Origin of the sequence: Acinetobacter sp. Swhac1 (assembly GCF_013390985.1) — a bacterium.
Classification (GTDB): domain Bacteria; phylum Pseudomonadota; class Gammaproteobacteria; order Pseudomonadales; family Moraxellaceae; genus Acinetobacter; species Acinetobacter towneri.
The window spans coordinates 17,435-34,126 of sequence record NZ_JACASN010000009.1 but is presented as its reverse complement, the minus strand read 5'-3'; the positions used below and the strand labels follow the sequence as shown (position 1 = coordinate 34,126).

Sequence of the window (16,692 nt, the reverse complement as noted above, 5' to 3'; positions counted from 1 at the left end):
AATAACAATGTGCGGAGTGGTGTTTTCTTTAATTCTTATTTGAAAATAATAATCATTATCAATATTATTATTTAATAAAACGATGTGAACGTGAAAGGCTTGGGGGGAGACTAGAAAACCCTGCCGAAGCAGGGTTTGAGATGAAGTTTAAGACTTAGAAGTCATAAGAAACAGAAAGCCAGTAGTTACGGCCTGCTAAATATGTACCTTCAGAACTGCGTCCGATAGATAGATATTTATATGCCTGTTGTGTATCACCATTGATATCGATGTAATCCATATTTTGGGTAAAGTCTTTATCTAGTAAGTTGTTTACTGCAGCATTAATACGAATGTGATCGTTAAATTGATAGCTTGTGCCTAAGTTAAAGAGGTTATACCCAGAGAACTCATTATTTGTTTGTACTTCAATGCTTTGTGAGCCGGCATCTGTTGGTTTGGCAGTAAAGCGAGGGCGACCAGATTGGTACTCATGTTGTAACCAAATATCAAATACATCATTAATATGCCAAGTTGAAGTCAAGTTAAGTAAATGTTTAGCAGTTGATTCTAAAGCATACCCTTTATCATCACCTTTGGTGATTTCTGATTCTGTAAAGGTGTAGGAGGCTTTGATATCCCATTCTGGGATAATTTGGTACTGCAATGAAGTTTCTAATCCGTAAATTTCCGCTTCATCAGCATTAAAGCTTTTACTAAAAGAGGTAACTTTGTTGCTGAAGTTAGAACAGTCATTGGTTTGACAGCTAAAGGTTTTAGAAATAATTTTATCTTCAACTTGGTTGAAGAATGCTGTTGCCGTTAAATTTAAAGCATCAGTCGGTTGATAATTAAAACCAAGTTCATAGTTGACTGAAGTTTCTGGATCTAGATCAGGATTTCCGAGACTTGGTGTTGCACCTTGTCCACTATAACCATTGATACCGTTATACAAATCTTTGGCTGATGGAGTTTTATAGCCTGTGCTGACGCCTCCTTTAATCGTTAAGTCATCGGTTGTATTCCATACCAAATATGCGCGCGGGCTAAACTGTCCGCCGAAACCGCTGTGATCCTCAAAGCGTCCACCAAAGGTGAAATAAAGATTATCTCTTAATTGCCATTCATCTTCAGCATAGAGTGACCATGTATCTTGAGTAAATTCTTTTCCAATACCTGCGATATCATCGGCAATAGTCGTGTCTTTATACTCGGTACCAATAGTCAGTTTGTGATTTGCAATTGGTGCGACTAAGTGTGAATCTATAACTAAATCAGTATTTTCTAATTTACGCGGTTGTCCTGCCAATGCGGGAAATGCATCTGTTGGAATGGTGCGTCCTTTGGTTTCAGTCGTATTGTGGCTGATATAAGTTTTCCATAAACCGAAGTCATATTGTCCATCATGACCTGCAGCAATTTGAACTCTATTAAATTCAAGCTCATCTTTATATCCAGCAATGCCACCACGTGAAATAAAGTTACCTAAACGTTGATCAGAGTTATCATATTTTTGTGTTGATGAAAAACCATCTACCCAAAAAGAGTTTTGATCATCCAGTTTAAAGTCTAATTTCGCGCCAACATCATAGTTATCTGCTTTGTTTGGACGAGGATCACGACCAGTAGATCCATCAACAATACGCTCTGAACGTTGACGGTCTAAATAACTACCACGTAGTTGTAAGCCTAAACGGTCGTTGATCAGTGGGCCATTGACGACAAAACTGGTTTTCCATGAATCGGCTTCGGCATTGTTTTCCATCACATTACCGCTGATAGTAACATTACCATTCCATTCATCTGACACTTTTTTGGTAATGATATTAATCACACCGCCCATTGCCTCTGAGCCGTAGCGCGTCGCCATAGGGCCACGAATTACTTCAATGCGTTCAATTGCGGCAAGTGGTGGCAAAAATCCATTTGATGTTTCACCAAAACCATTCGGGGTGACATCTGAAGATGTACTTTGACGACGTCCATCAATTAGAATCAGGCTGTAATCATTTCCAAGCCCACGCATTTTCACATTTAGCCCCGACGTTTTACCTACGCCTGAGCGAATATCAATTCCAGGTACATCGGCCAATAAGTCAGCAATGCTGGTGGCATTTTTCTTTTCAATATCTTCTTTTGTTACCACACTGATAGAAGCGGGGGCATTTTTTAGTTCTTGTTCAAACCCTGCCGCTGAAACCACAATCGTGGAAAGTTGATGGGTTGAAGTCGCATCGGTAGAGCTATTTGCAAAAACTGAAGTTGATGCTGCCCCAAGTAAAGCAAGACACAGCGGGTGTAGGTTAAACTTAGCCATAAAAATAAAATCTCTAATAATGAATTGATGATGCCAATTGGACCTAGATGGTAATTAGAATCATTCATGAAGAATTTGGCTAATAATAATGATAAGGATTCTTATTTACAACAATAAATATACAAAAGATGAAAAATTACAAAAAATAGCTCGCGAATGAAATAAAATTCAGTCGAGATCAGATCGTATTTTGTATATCCTTAAATGTTGTCATATAATGTGGCACTTTTTTATAAACTGTTATTACTAACTATATCGAGGAAGCCATGCAAGTAACTTCTGAAGCGGTTTCGGGCGTTGCCCGTCGTTTAAATGTATCTGTACCGACGAGCCGTATTAACGAGCAGTTTGAAGCTCGCTTGAAACGCACTGCCAAAACTGTGAAGATCAACGGCTTCCGTCCAGGTAAAGTGCCTGTAAACGTTGTGCGTCGTGAATACGGTGCGGGTATTTATCAAGAAGTGGTGAACGACATTATTCGTGACACCGTGTTTGAAGCAATCCAACAAGAAAAAATCAATGCTGTGGGTATGCCAAACATCGAAAAAACTGAAATGAAAGACGACGCTTTAGTATATGAAGCGACTGTTGAAGTTTACCCAGAAGTTGAAGTGAAATTTGACGGTTTGGAAGTTGAACGCAAGTCTTCTGAAGTAAATGATAGCGATGTTGAACAAATGCTTGAAAACCTTCAAAAGCAACGTGCTTCTTGGGTTGAAACCAAAGGCATGGCGAAAAAAGACATGCAAGTGACTTTTGACTTTGAAGGCACTGTAGATGGCGAGAAGTTTGAAGGCGGTGAAGCTGAAGACTTTAAACTGGTACTTGGTTCTGGTCGCATGATTCCTGGTTTTGAAGATGGTATCGTGGGCATGAAAAAAGGCGAAGAGAAAGTGATTGATGTAACTTTCCCTGAAGACTACCAAGCAGCGAACCTTGCAGGTAAAGCAGCACAATTCAAAATCACATTGAAGCTGGTTGAAAAGCAAAAACTTCCAGAAATTGATGCTGAATTCCTACAAATCTTCGGTATTTCTGAAGAAGAAGGCGTAGAAAAGTTAAAAGCTGACGTTCGTAAAAACATGGAACGTGAAGTGAAAAACGGTTTACGTAACCAAGTAAAAGGTGCAACTTTTGATGCACTCGTTGCGGCAAACGAAGTTGAAATTCCGTCTGCAATGGTTGCTCAAGAAATTGACCGTCAACGTCAACAAATGATTCAGCAATTCACACAGCAGTTTGGTGCGCAAGGTGCAAAAGCATTTGACTCAAGCATGCTTCCAGATGAATTGTTCAAAGAACAAGCTGAAAAATCTGTAAAACTTGGCGTATTGGTTAGCAAAGTATTAGAAAATGCTAAACTTGAAGTTGACCAAGCACGTGTAGATGCTTACATCGAAGATATGGCTTCTTCTTATGAAGATCCAAACGAAGTGATTGAATACTTCAAAAATGACAAACAACAGCGTTCACAAATCGAAGCAGTTGTTTTAGAAGATCAGGTTGTAGATCACATCTTGGCTTCTGCAAAAGTGACTGATACATCTGTAAGCTATGAAGACTTATTGAAAGAGCAACAAGCTCGTCAACAAGGCTAATAGGCTTTAGGTAAAAAAGGCGCTTTGTGCGCCTTTTTTATTGCATCGCAGTTTTTGGGTTTTTCACAGATCGACAACATTTAACTCAAAATATCTACGATTTAAGCTGTGAATATTTTGCAATTTAGACAATTATCCCTCATATTGTGAACATGAGTCGTGTCACAAGAATTTAGGAATAAATAACCATATGTATGTTCCAACAATTGAAAATGCTTTAGTGCCCATGGTGGTTGAACAATCCTCTCGTGGTGAGCGTTCTTTTGATATTTATTCACGTCTTTTACGTGAACGTGTCATTTTTTTGACGGGTGAAGTCGAAGATAATATGGCCAACTTAATTGTGGCGCAGATGTTGTTTTTAGAAGCAGAAAACCCGGATAAAGATATTCACCTATACATTAACTCACCAGGCGGTTCTGTGACTGCAGGTATGGCAATTTACGATACCATGCAATTTATTAAGCCTGACGTTGTGACTTACTGTATGGGACAAGCGGCATCTATGGGTGCTTTTCTGCTCAACGCAGGTGCAAAAGGTAAGCGTTATTGTCTTGAAAATGCACGTGTCATGATTCACCAGCCACTTGGTGGTTTCCGTGGTCAGGCATCTGATATTGAAATTCATGCACGTGAAATTCTATTCATTAAAGAGCGTTTAAACCGTTTAATGGCAGAACATAGTGGTCAGGACTATGAAACTGTCGCAAGAGATACCGACCGTGACAACTTCATGACTGCGCAGGCAGCGAAGGAATACGGTCTTGTGGATGAAGTTTTAACAAAACGTCCATAAGTTTTAAAGATTGAGATATTGGAGTGACTATGTCCGAACATCCTCAGGGACAAAAACATTGTTCATTTTGCGGTAAAACGCAGTCTGAAGTCGGGAAGCTGATTGCAGGCGAGGACGCATACATCTGTAATGAATGTGTGGACGTATGCTTAGACTTGGTTCAGACCAGTCAACAAGTTGAGTCGGGTGATTGGGCAACACGTCCATTGCCAAAACCACATGAAATTCGTGCTGCGCTTGATCAGTATGTAATTGGTCAAGATACTGCGAAAAAAACCTTATCGGTTGCAGTATATAACCATTACAAACGCCTAAAAGTGAGCAATCAGGCGCATAAAGCAGGCGATGCTGTCGAAATCTCAAAAAGTAACATCATGTTGGTAGGTCCAACGGGTTCGGGTAAAACCTTACTTGCACAGACCTTAGCACGTCTATTAGATGTGCCTTTTGCAATGGCAGATGCCACGACTTTAACCGAAGCGGGTTATGTGGGTGAAGATGTCGAAAACATCGTGCAAAAGCTGTTGCAAAAAGCCGATTACGATGTAGAAAAAGCACAAAAAGGCATTATCTACATTGATGAAATTGACAAGATCACGCGTAAGTCTGAAAACCCATCAATTACTCGTGATGTGTCTGGTGAAGGTGTTCAGCAAGCCTTGCTCAAAATGATTGAAGGCACGGTGGCTTCTATTCCGCCTCAAGGTGGACGTAAGCATCCGCAGCAAGAATTCATTCAAATTGATACTTCAAATATCTTGTTTATTTGCGGTGGCGCATTCTCTGGTTTAGAGAAAATTGTGCAGCAACGCCAAGAAAAAGGCGGCATTGGTTTTACGGCAGACGTGAAGAAAAAAGATGAAGGCAAGAAATTGTCTGATTTATTTCGTCAGGTAGAAGCAACCGATTTGGTGAAATTTGGCTTAATTCCAGAGTTCATTGGTCGTTTGCCTGTAATTGCAACGCTAGACGAGCTAGATGAAGATGCATTGATGCAAATTCTGACCGAGCCGAAAAATGCCTTAACCCGTCAATATCAATACTTATTCGAGATGGAAAATGTCGATTTAGTCTTTGAAGATGCGGCATTACGTGCAGTGGCGAAAAAAGCCCTTGAACGTAATACAGGTGCGCGTGGTTTGCGTTCAATTCTGGAAAATGCCTTGCTCGAAACCATGTACGACTTGCCAAGCCGTACCGATGTTGGCACAGTGGTAGTGACTGAAGCGGTGATTGAAGAAGGTGCTAAACCTGAATTTCAGACCGAACGTCAGCCTCAAACAGAAGAACCTGCAGCAGAAAAAATTGACTTAAAAGTATTAGACAGCAAAACTGCTTAATACGCTATTCGTCTGAAACGTGCCGAAACGCTAGGTTTCGGCACGTTTTTTATTGTCAAAAAAATCAAGGCAGTGTTAATCTTAGACCTAGGCGTGGATGCCCATTATTCAAAACAACAATTGCAAAATGAATTTGCAGCGTGATTTCAAAAACGTGATTTACAAAAATAAGAAACGCAGTGAGGGATAGACATGCGTGGTGTCGCAATCTTGGTCGTGACCAGTTTAATGTTGCTGGGATGTCATGGCAAAAAAAACGTGGTGCAACAAACGCAACCACCTAGTACCTTAAAAGTTTTAGATTTAGAACAAAAACCTGGTTTTGTAGAACAACACCGTTTGGGCATGATGACCATTGGTGGTTGGGTCAATCAAAAACTAGGGCAAAATTTTAAACCTGTTCAGGCACAACATGCCGATGCTGCCATCGTGTATTTATATCGTCCAGATTCTAAATGGAACAGACAGGAAATTGTCGCGGCTAGTATGTTTATCAACAAACATCGGATTCCAAGTTTATTGCACAATCATTATTACTGGGTTGAACTGGCACCGGGCGCGTATCGTCTGAGTGTGAGTCGTCCTTTGGGTGCATTACATTTCCAAAAACCAAAGTATTTGGATTTTCAGGTACAGGCAGGGCAGTCGTATTTTATTAAATATGATGAAGAAAACTTGAGTACCCGCAAAGAGGTTTCAGGGCCTTTAATTCTTATGCCTTCAAGTACGGCACAACAGGAAATAGCGTTTACTCAATTGAAAACCGAAAGCTATAACTTTGTCGCGGAAGATCAAACCACAGGTAAGTTGCGTAAAAAGCCACAAAAAATCAAGCATGAGAAATATGACCCTGCGGAAGATGTGCACTTAACCCAACCCTTTAAATTGTGGGATCCGAGAACGTGGTAAGGTTTTGCATCTTTATCTCATGCATTGCTTTTATTTATTTCCAGTAAGCATAAAAAAGCACCCAATGTTGGGTGCTTTTTCGCTTATTACTAAATTGGAATATTATTCTGCTGCAGCATCTACAACGGGAATCTTGCCAATTTTAGCTTGCCAGATTTTTGGTGCAATCGCGTGGATAGATGTACCATTGACATCTACCGCAACAGATACAGGCATATCTTCAACTTTGAATTTGTAGATTGCTTCCATACCTAAGTCTTCAAAAGCAACCACTTCTGCTTCACGTACTGCTTTAGATACGAGGTAAGCCGCACCACCTACTGCCATAAGGTAAGTTGCTTTATGGTCTTTAATAGCTTCAATTGCTGCAGGACCACGATCCGCCTTACCAATCATACCGAACAAACCAGTGTGTTCTAATACTTGGCGTGTGAACTTGTCCATACGTGTTGCTGTTGTTGGACCTGCAGGGCCAACCACTTCATCACCAACAGGATCAACTGGGCCAACGTAGTAAATGAACTTGCCTTTTAAGTCGACTGGTAATTCTTCACCATTGTTGATCATGTCGACCATGCGTTTATGCGCAGCGTCACGACCTGTGTAAATTGTACCGTTTAATAACAACGTGTCGCCCGGCTGCCAAGAGTTCATTTCTTCTTGGGTAATGTTGTCTAAATCTACACGTTTAGATTTAGATGAATCCCAAGTTACTTCTGGGTAGTCCTCAAGTTTAGGCGCTTGAATATGCGCTACACCTGAACCATCTAACTGGAAGTGTGCGTGACGAGTTGCCGCACAGTTTGGAATCATACCCACTGGTTTGCCTGCAGCGTGGCAAGGGTAGTCTTTGATTTTAATATCAAGAACTGTGGTTAAACCACCTAAACCTTGTGCACCAATACCAAGTGCGTTCACTTTCTCGAAGATCTCGATACGGAGTTCTTCCATTTTGTTTTGTGGGCCACGACGTAATAATTCGTCCATGTTGATTTCTTCCATGAGTGCTTCTTTTGCAAGCATCATGGCTTTTTCGGCAGTACCACCAATACCAATACCAAGCATACCCGGTGGACACCAGCCTGCGCCCATAGTCGGAACAGTTTTAAGTACCCAATCTACAATTGAGTCAGATGGGTTCAACATCGCCAATTTAGATTTGTTTTCTGAACCGCCACCTTTGGCAGCAACTGTAATATCTACTTTGTTACCCGGAACGAGTTTGTAGTGAATTACTGCAGGGGTGTTGTCTTTGGTGTTTTTACGACCAAATGCAGGATCAGCCAATACCGATGCACGAAGTACGTTTGAGTTTTCTAGGTAACCTTGACGTACACCTTCGTTGATCGCATCGTCCAAGCTCATCGTTAAATCAAATTTAACGTCTAAACCCACTTCAAGGAATACGTTTACGATACCAGTATCTTGACAGATTGGACGATGACCTTCTGCACACATACGTGAGTTAATTAAGATCTGTGCAATCGCATCTTTCGCAGCTTTGTTTTCTTCACGATCATAAGCACGGCTCATCGCTTGGATGAAGTCTTGTGGATGATAGTAGGAAATGAACTGAAGCGCGTCTTTGATCGAAGTGATCAAGTCATCTTGCTTGATAATAGTTGTCATATCAAAAATCTCTTGAGCGGGCGGATAGCTAGCGGGCTAAATTATAAGATAAAATGCAGCGATTGTGGGCACTTTGATCAAGCTTTGGGCGAAAGTTTAATATCAGTCGTTAGCTTGAGAGAATTTGTGAAATATCCATAAAATTATGTCGTCAAAACGGGCCATGATTTTGCTGTTTTGTTGGTGCAAATTCAGCTATGTTCAAAGACTTCTTTGGAATGATGTTTGGGGTAAATATGAATGATCACACGCATTTAGCTGCTCAGATTATCCCCATTTATCAACGGCATGCAAAAGCGTGGACAGACTTGCGCGGTCAGTTGTTATATGAAAAAACTTGGCTGGATCGTTTTCTTGCTTATTTGCCTGCGCAGGCCAAAATATTAGATTTGGGCTGTGGTTCGGGGCGTCCTATTGCTGCATATCTATTACAGCATGGGCATCAACTTACAGGAGTAGATAGCGCGGACAGCATGCTGGAGATGGCACGTGAACATTTTCCTGAACAGTGCTGGATTGAAGCCGATATGCGCTCAGTGAACTTGAATCGGTGCTTTGATGGTATTTTGGCGTGGGATAGCTTTTTTCATTTAACGCCAAACGATCAGCGCTGCATGTTCGAGAAATTTGCGCAATGGTCTACCGCCAATACAGTTTTAATGTTTAGCAGTGGACCTGCTGCGGGTGAGGCGATTGGGGAAATGTTTGGTGAAGCACTTTATCACGCCAGTTTGTCGCAGGATGAATATCGGCAATTGTTAAAAGATTATGGCTTTAAAGTTGTGAAAATGCTCGCGGAAGATCAGGACTGTGCAGGGCATACGGTGTGGTTGGCGCAGAGGTTGTGATTTAGTCATGCTAAATAATAATGTGGAACAATGATTGAGAATTGAGCGTGGAACGTGAAAAATCATAAAAAAAGCCCATTCGATGGAGAGTGGGCTATAAAATAGGTATTAACATATTGAATTATAACACAATTTCAAAAGCATTGCGTATAAGGTGTATTATGTAAATTGTAGAAGAGCTAATTAATGTTTTTACTCAAACAAATATTTAGAACAGAATAGTAGACCTCTTTCATAAGTCATTTTTCACTCAATTCCATATTATAAATCCCCGCGATTAAATTAAATCTCAGACCAAGTCTTTTACCTCTATTTCGGTAACGGTCAGCCAGAGTTTTAAAGGTCTTAAGGCGACTAAATACGTGCTCAATCCCGATTCTTCTTTTGTTGATCTCTTGGTTATACATTTTAAGTTTAGGATCTAACTTACAGTGTCGTTTAGCTTTTAACGGCAATAGACTATTAGCGTAAACAGCATAAATTCCCTGATAGCCTTTATCTGCAAGGATAAAAGCCCCTTTAGGAATTTGATTTAAATTGCGTTTGAATAGCTCGAAATCATGCACTGCACCGCGACTCGTACACAAGCTTAGGATTTGCTGAGTTCTATAATGAATGATCGCCTGTACCTTGAAAGTGTGACTCTTTCTCTTGCCACTATAGCTTTTCTTCTGTTTTTTTAGGTCTTTGTATTGGAATTTCTGTGGCATCTACGATGACAACATTCCAGTCTATGCCTTCACCTGTAGGTAAATTCTTCGGTAAATTGAACAGGTTTGACTGAATTAAGCAGTCTTCCACATGACGTACAATTCGTGAAGCTGTTGGCTCTGAAACACCATAGCTCGTTGCAACATGAAATAAAGTCCGATACTCCCTCCAATAGCTCAGGCATAGAAGAACCTGATCTTCTAAGCTTAGCTTGGGTGGTCTACCTTTAGCAGGAATTTTCTTCTTTAATTGTTCAACCATTAAATAAAAGGTTGACCATGAGATGCCTGTATATCGCTTAAACTGTGATTCAGAAAGCTTCTTTGAATCGATGTATTTCATCTGTAGATTATGCACCAATATGCAGAAAAATAGAGTGCAAATCTTCAGCGAAGGAGCGGTCTTTTTTTGATTTATGAAAGAATTCTAATGAAAATGTCGGTGAGTTGCATCGGGTGGATGCACAGGGAAATCGGATTAAACAACATTTTGCAACTTTGCTGGCGCAGAGGGTTTCACTGTAATTTATTTCACAATGGAAATTCCCTCTCCTTATTAAGGATGAGCGTAATTACGCGCAAGAGGGAGAGGATGAAATTAAAAAATACCCTTATCCTCAAGCCCCTCTGAAAATTGGTTGATAAATTTTCAATAAAGAGACTATGGTACTTGGTCATTTGGGTTCGTAAATGCCCCACAATTGGTATTGTGAACCCAGAATGATCGTGTCCCGACATAGTAGGTATGATAATCTTCAACTTCAAAATTATAGACATCAGCGAGATATGGAATATATTCACTTTCTCCTTGTTCATTCTCAGAATGATAAGAATTATAAGCAAACTTCCCATTTATCCTTCCTGTTTCTCTAATAGTATTCAAATCAAAAGCTGAACCATAGCCATCGCCTTCAGGGTCTAATGCCCATGCAATATGCGCTTCTTCTGTTTGATATAATTGCGTTGCATGTAACACGACAAAATATTTATTATTTGACTGAACAACATCGCCATTATTTAACTGATCAAGGCGGCTCCATCGTCCTTGAGTTAATACTAAACTATTTAACTCTCCAGCAATTGAAGCAATGCCACATACCCAGAAGGAGTGGTTAGCTGTTGCAATAATTTCGGAAGAAAGAGTTGGGTTGTTAATAAAATCAGCCACTAACTCTAAAGTACGCAGTACCCATACTGGTTTTTTATCTAGTTTAAAAGTATTAACTACAGGCTTATACTCCTGAATATCTGTACCATCTTCAGGTCTTGATAAAACTAAATCTCCGATTTGAATATCTTCAATCTGTTTCCACATTATATGTGGTAAATCAAGATTTCTTTGAACACGGATTAAAGTTCCGGCAATAAAACAACCAGTAAATGTTGTTATTTCTTTCAATTTATCACCCATAAAAATGCCAAAAAAAATACCCTAAGAACAAATGATCTTTTTATGTTAGAGGCTATTGATTATGAAAAAGATGTAGCATTCAAATTGTAACGTAAGCGTGCGCTGAACCCCATAGCTATTTTTTAATTTGAGTTGGATTTCCAGCGGTGTGGCAGTAATTCTTCAATCTGGGTCACTTTATGTGTCGGCAGCCTTTTCAGCACATCACTTAAATAGGCATACGGATCTAGCCCATTCAGCTTTGCTGACTGAATCAGGGTCATGACATTCGCAGCTCGCTGACCACTGCGTAGCGAGCCAGCAAACAACCAGTTCTTACGTCCCAATGCCCAGGGGCGCATTTGATTTTCGATCCAATTGTTGCAAATCGGTAGATTGCCATCATCCAGATAGCGACTTAAAGCTGGCCAACGCTTCAGAGTGTAATTGATAGCCTTGGCGATTGGAGAACTCGACGGCACCGTCAGATAATGTTGGTTGAGCCATTCATACAGTTGTTGCATCACCGGTTGACTATGCTGTTGCCGGTATTCGCAGCGTTGTTGCGCTGTACCATCCGTCTTTTTCCTGAGTTCTGCTTCTATGGCATACAGTTTCTGAATCAGCACTAATGCCTGTTCAGCGATCTGACTTTTCCCGGTCACATGCAATTCATGGAATTTACGACGCGCATGTGCCATGCAGCCCACCTCAATGACCTGGCCTGATTTAAAGCGTGCTTTATAACCACTGTAATCATCACAGACCAGATGGCCCTGCCAGCCATTCAGGAATTCTTCAGCATGCTGACCTGAACGACTATCTTGAAAGTCATAGATTACCGCCTGAATTGGATTATATTGGGTTGTTGCATAAGCCCAGACATAACCTTTCTTCGGTTTTTTATCTTTATCATCCATCCGCATGATGGTGACGGGTGTTTCATCTGTATGAATCACCGCTTGCTGTAGGATCACCTTTCTTAATGCATCGGTTAGGCGTTCTAACTCTACACCACAGCGACCAATCCAGTCAGATAGCGTTGATCTGGACAGATCAACACCTGCGCGTAGAAAGATCTGGCGCTGACGGTACAGCGGTAAATGATCTGCATACTTCGATACCAGTACATGGCTGAGTAATTCAGGACTGGCGATTCCTTTCTCAATCACATATGTCGGCATTGCTTGTTGGGTCAGTGTGTCACATTGATCACACACCCATTTGCCTCGAATATGCTGTTCCTTATAGAACTGTGCCGGTCTGAAATTCAATTTTTCACTGATATCTTCACCGATACGACGCAAGGTGCAGCCACAAGCACATTGGGTTGATGCAGGTTCATGCTCAATACGCAGAGTGAGTAGATGATCGGGTAGCGGTCGACGTGAACAGACACCGATTTTATAGACACTTTTTAGTTAGATAAAGTCTGAAATATGAGCTTATTTAACATAATGGTCGTTATACGAAATCTACATGTAACTCCAAAATAGAAATGTCCGGTTTCTCCAAAGTAAAAATGTCCGCTTTTAGAATATGCACTTTTGCAATTTCGTTAGCGGACGGTTTGATATGTTGGTGTCTATGTCGGATAAAGAACTTAAACGATTGTCGGTTTTGCAGGAAATCTGCGATCAACGCATAACTCAATCCCAGGCTGCTCAGCTACTTCATATCTCAGAACGTCAGATCAGACGCTTACTGCAGAAATACAAAGCTCAAGGCCCAGTTGTATTAGCCCATGCCGGTCGTGGCCGAACCAGCAACTCCAGGCTTCCTGAAGAAATCAGGCTCAAGTGCCTCAATCTTGTCGCTGAGCAACTGCATGGTTTCGGACCCACTTTAGCGCATGAAAAGCTCACCACTGTTCATGGATTTAAGATTTCAGTGGAAACACTGCGTTCCTGGATGATTGCAGCCAATTTATGGATTCCTCGCTCCAAGCGCCTGAAACGTCCATATCAGCCTCGTTACAATCGGGACTGTTATGGTGAACTGGTACAAATCGATGGCTCACACCATGACTGGTTTGAAGGACGCGCTGCTAAATGCTGCCTACTGGTGTTTATTGATGATGCCACAGGAAAATTGCAGCATTTACGCTTCTGTGAATCAGAATCAGCCTTTGACTATATGATTTCGACACGCTTGTATGTTGAACAGCATGGTAAGCCTTTAGCGTTTTACAGCGACAAACATTCAGTCTTTAGGGTGAATCAAAGCAGCAAGAAAGACACCAAGATTACCCAGTTTGGACGCGTACTCAGTACCCTGAATATCGATATCATCTTCGCTAACTCCCCTCAGGCCAAAGGACGTGTGGAACGGGCCAACAGGACACTTCAGGATCGTCTGATTAAGGAGATGCGTCTGGAAGGTATCAGTTCGATTGCCGATGCGAATAAGTGGTTGCCCTGCTTTATTGAGCAGTTCAATCTCAAGTTTGCAAAGATGGCCTTTAATCCTAAGAACTTACACCGCTCTGCCACCGAAACAGCTGAGCAATTAGATGATATTTTTACCTGGCGTGAACCCCGCAGAGTCACCAATAGCCTGACCATTACTTATGATAAATGCGTATATCTCCTAGAGAAGACAGAAGAAAATCAGAGGTTAATCGGTAAATATCTTGAGTTTCTGGAATATCCGGATGGTACTGTAGCCATCATGCATGATGGCCGAAAGATCAATTACAGCCTCTTCGATAAATTAAGTCAGCTGAATCAGCGAGAGATTGTTGAGAATAAACGGTTGGGTGCTGTTCTGAATCATATTCAACAACAGCATGAAGAACTGGAACAACAAAACAAACGCAATCGTTCTCAAAAGATGCCAAGCAGACGTGCACAGAAAACAGCAATCAAAGAACGAAATTTGAATCCTGTGCTTGACTTGGAAATGTCTGTATAGGACATTTCTATTTGGTTATTAGGTAGGACATTTCTACTTGGGAATAACACTACACATAAAAAACCACCCAATTTTTCAATCAGGTGGTTTGTAAAACTTAACTTTACGAATTATTGAGCTGCTTGTTGCTCTGCCTGAATCGCAGTCAATGCAATCGTGAACACAATGTCATCTACCAATGCACCACGTGACAAGTCATTCACTGGCTTGTTCAAGCCTTGTAGCATTGGGCCAACACTCACCACGTTAGCAGAACGCTGTACTGCTTTATACGTCGTGTTACCTGTGTTCAAGTCAGGGAAAATGAACACATTGGCGCGACCTGCAACTTGAGAGTTTGGTGCTTTAGAGCGACCAACACTTTCAACCGATGCTGCATCGTACTGTAATGGGCCATCAATCAGTAAGTCAGGACGACGTTGTTTCGCAATTTCAGTCGCTTTCGCTACTTTTTCTACGTCAGCACCTGCACCCGAAGTACCCGTTGAGTAAGAAATCATGGCAATACGTGGGTCAATACCAAACGCTTTTGCAGAGTCAGCAGATTGAATCGCAATTTCAGCCAATTGTTCTGCATCTGGGTCTGGGTTAATCGCACAGTCACCGTACACATACACTTCATCTGGTAACAACATAAAGAATACTGAAGATACCAATGAATAATCAGGTGCAGTTTTAATGAGCTGGAATGCAGGACGAACTGTATTGGCTGTGGTATGCACAGCACCAGATACCAAACCATCAACCTGATCAAGTGCCAACATCATCGTACCTAATACGACAGTATCTTGTAGCTGATCACGTGCTTGATCATCAGTCAGTTTGCCTTTACGCATCGCAACCATTTTTTCGACATAGTTTTCACGAATCAAGTCAGGATCAATGATTTCTAAGTCGTGTGGAAGCTCAATACCACGTGCTTTGGCAACATCAACTACGGCTTCTGGTTTTGCCAATAATACGCAGTGCGCAATACCACGTGATTGACAAATTGCTGCAGCTTGAACGGTACGTGGCTCATCACCCTCTGGAAGCACGATACGTTTTTTCGCTGCAATAGATTTTTGTACCAATTCATGGCGGAATGCAGAAGGCGATAAACGTGGTTTATGCGTATCGCTGATTAATTGGGTTAACCATTCTGCATTGATGTGACTGGCCACAAAGCGGGTAACTTGTTCTGCACGCTCAGTATCATCTACAGGAATCTCGTTGCTCAGGTTTAATACCTGTTGTGCAGTTTCAAAGGTGCTCAATTTAGTATGTAAAATTGGCAAGCCATTTTTCATTGCTGCTTGGCAGAACTCTAAAGCTTGTGCGCTTGGTGTTTGATGTTCAGTTAACACCAAACCTGCAAGTGGAATACCATTGCTGCTGGCTAAGCTACTGGCAAGCAATACATCGACACGGTCAGAACCACTGATAATCAGCTCGCCTGCAACGAATTTATGCATTTCGTGTTCAATATTCGATGCAATTAAGCTGCTGTGTAATACACGGCGCTGCGCTGCTTCACCTTGGTTAATCCATTCTGCAGAAATGTGTGCAGCCAAGTCCGACATGCGTGGCACACTTAAAGTATTGCTGAATGGCACCAAGCCAATCACTGGCATGCAATCTTTACCAATCATTGGATGTGTAGTTTGAATTTTGCTGACAAACTGGTTGGTGTCGCTAATTAAACGTAAGTTTGGATCAAGCGTAACAGGAATTTGTGCAGAATCTTCTGGTAAACCTTTGGTACGCATAAACAATACGCCCGCAGTACGCTCACAAGTTGCACCACCAAAGAAACGTAATTGATTGTCTACTTTTGACGCTGTTTTAACAGCATTGTTGATGTCGGCATTGCTGACAATAATGACTTTTGCATCAAGTGCTTTAGCCAAATTTGCATTCAATTCAGTTGCAAATGGATCACGTCCGTTTGGCAACACGCCTTCTACAATAATGATATCGTGATGTTTAGAAATTTCACGATGTAAACGAACTGCATCTTCAAGCAATTCGTCATTTTCATCATTTTTTAAACGCTCAGTCAGCGCAGTATAAGAAATCGGCTCAACTGTTTCATGCTTGAACAGGTGACGATACAACGCAGTTGTGCGGTCTGCTTCAGGTTGTAATTCTTGTGAAAAAGGCTTTAAGAAACCTGCTTTTACGCCTTGGCATTCCAAAGCGTAAATTAAACCTAAACATGCTGATGTTAAACCAACACCAATTTCTGTAGGAACCAAAAGTATTGTTTTCATAATTTTTTCTA

General features: G+C 41.2%; 12 protein-coding genes and 2 pseudogenes. 7 read left to right on the top strand and 7 right to left on the bottom strand.

Going from position 1 to position 16,692, the window contains the following annotated elements; all coding sequences use genetic code 11:
- Positions 1–154: 154 nt before the first annotated feature.
- Positions 155–2,296 carry a TonB-dependent receptor domain-containing protein gene (locus tag HX743_RS06240; protein ID WP_136144413.1) on the bottom strand — a complete coding sequence of 714 codons (2,142 nt, stop codon included), beginning with the start codon at positions 2,294–2,296 and terminating at the stop codon, positions 155–157.
- Positions 2,297–2,562: 266 nt separating this feature from the next.
- Here HX743_RS06240 and tig point away from each other — a divergent pair, with 266 nt between their 5' ends.
- The 4 genes from tig (at position 2,563) to HX743_RS06220 (ending at position 6,939) form a co-directional block, all read left to right on the top strand.
- Positions 2,563–3,894, top strand: coding sequence for a trigger factor (gene tig, locus HX743_RS06235; RefSeq protein ID WP_178318782.1), 1,332 nt, complete (start codon positions 2,563–2,565; stop codon positions 3,892–3,894).
- Between the two features lie 190 nt (positions 3,895–4,084).
- On the top strand, positions 4,085–4,690 hold the full coding sequence (clpP, locus tag HX743_RS06230; protein WP_004974855.1) for an ATP-dependent Clp endopeptidase proteolytic subunit ClpP: 606 nt from the start codon (positions 4,085–4,087) through the stop codon (positions 4,688–4,690).
- Between the two features lie 29 nt (positions 4,691–4,719).
- On the top strand, positions 4,720–6,030 hold the full coding sequence (gene clpX, locus HX743_RS06225; RefSeq protein ID WP_004974856.1) for an ATP-dependent protease ATP-binding subunit ClpX: 1,311 nt from the start codon (positions 4,720–4,722) through the stop codon (positions 6,028–6,030).
- Between the two features lie 192 nt (positions 6,031–6,222).
- Entirely contained in the window at positions 6,223–6,939 is a 717-nt protein-coding gene (locus HX743_RS06220; protein WP_070153234.1) for a DUF2846 domain-containing protein, read from the top strand.
- 102 nt (positions 6,940–7,041) lie between these two features.
- On the opposite strand, the gene HX743_RS06215 is transcribed toward HX743_RS06220, so the two are convergent.
- Positions 7,042–8,568: a fumarate hydratase gene (locus tag HX743_RS06215; RefSeq protein WP_004974861.1), complete on the bottom strand. Its 1,527-nt coding sequence runs from the start codon at positions 8,566–8,568 to the stop codon at positions 7,042–7,044.
- A 236-nt stretch (positions 8,569–8,804) separates the two neighbouring features.
- Between HX743_RS06215 and HX743_RS06210 the strand changes: the two genes are divergently transcribed.
- Positions 8,805–9,416, top strand: a complete 612-nt coding sequence (locus HX743_RS06210) for a class I SAM-dependent methyltransferase (protein WP_178318781.1) — start codon at positions 8,805–8,807, stop codon at positions 9,414–9,416.
- Positions 9,417–9,655: 239 nt separating this feature from the next.
- Here HX743_RS06210 and HX743_RS06205 read toward each other — a convergent pair whose 3' ends face one another.
- Together HX743_RS06205 and HX743_RS06200 are read right to left on the bottom strand one after the other, a co-directional pair.
- Positions 9,656–10,126 (bottom strand): transposase, encoded by a 471-nt coding sequence (locus HX743_RS06205; protein ID WP_158660395.1) that lies wholly within the window; start codon positions 10,124–10,126, stop codon positions 9,656–9,658.
- On the bottom strand, positions 10,074–10,469 hold the full coding sequence (locus HX743_RS06200) for a transposase family protein (protein WP_171287389.1): 396 nt from the start codon (positions 10,467–10,469) through the stop codon (positions 10,074–10,076). The genes HX743_RS06205 and HX743_RS06200 overlap by 53 nt, the downstream gene beginning before the upstream one ends.
- 86 nt (positions 10,470–10,555) lie before the next feature.
- Between HX743_RS06200 and HX743_RS06195 the strand changes: the two are divergent.
- Positions 10,556–10,651: pseudogene (locus HX743_RS06195) on the top strand (tellurite resistance methyltransferase TehB); the annotation flags it as partial.
- 136 nt (positions 10,652–10,787) lie between these two features.
- On the opposite strand, the gene HX743_RS06190 reads toward HX743_RS06195, so the two are convergent.
- Positions 10,788–11,537, bottom strand: a complete 750-nt coding sequence (locus HX743_RS06190) for a hypothetical protein (RefSeq protein WP_178318780.1) — start codon at positions 11,535–11,537, stop codon at positions 10,788–10,790.
- 122 nt (positions 11,538–11,659) lie between these two features.
- Positions 11,660–12,904: pseudogene (locus HX743_RS06185) on the bottom strand (IS66 family transposase); the annotation flags it as partial.
- A 199-nt stretch (positions 12,905–13,103) separates the two neighbouring features.
- On the opposite strand from HX743_RS06185, the gene HX743_RS06180 reads away from it, so the two are divergent.
- A complete protein-coding gene (locus HX743_RS06180; RefSeq protein WP_081403899.1) occupies positions 13,104–14,429 on the top strand; it encodes an ISNCY family transposase in 1,326 nt (441 codons plus the stop codon).
- A gap of 110 nt (positions 14,430–14,539) precedes the next feature.
- Here HX743_RS06180 and pta read toward each other — a convergent pair whose 3' ends face one another.
- Positions 14,540–16,681, bottom strand: a complete 2,142-nt coding sequence (pta, locus tag HX743_RS06175; protein ID WP_178318779.1) for a phosphate acetyltransferase — start codon at positions 16,679–16,681, stop codon at positions 14,540–14,542.
- Between the last annotated feature and the right edge of the window lie 11 nt (positions 16,682–16,692).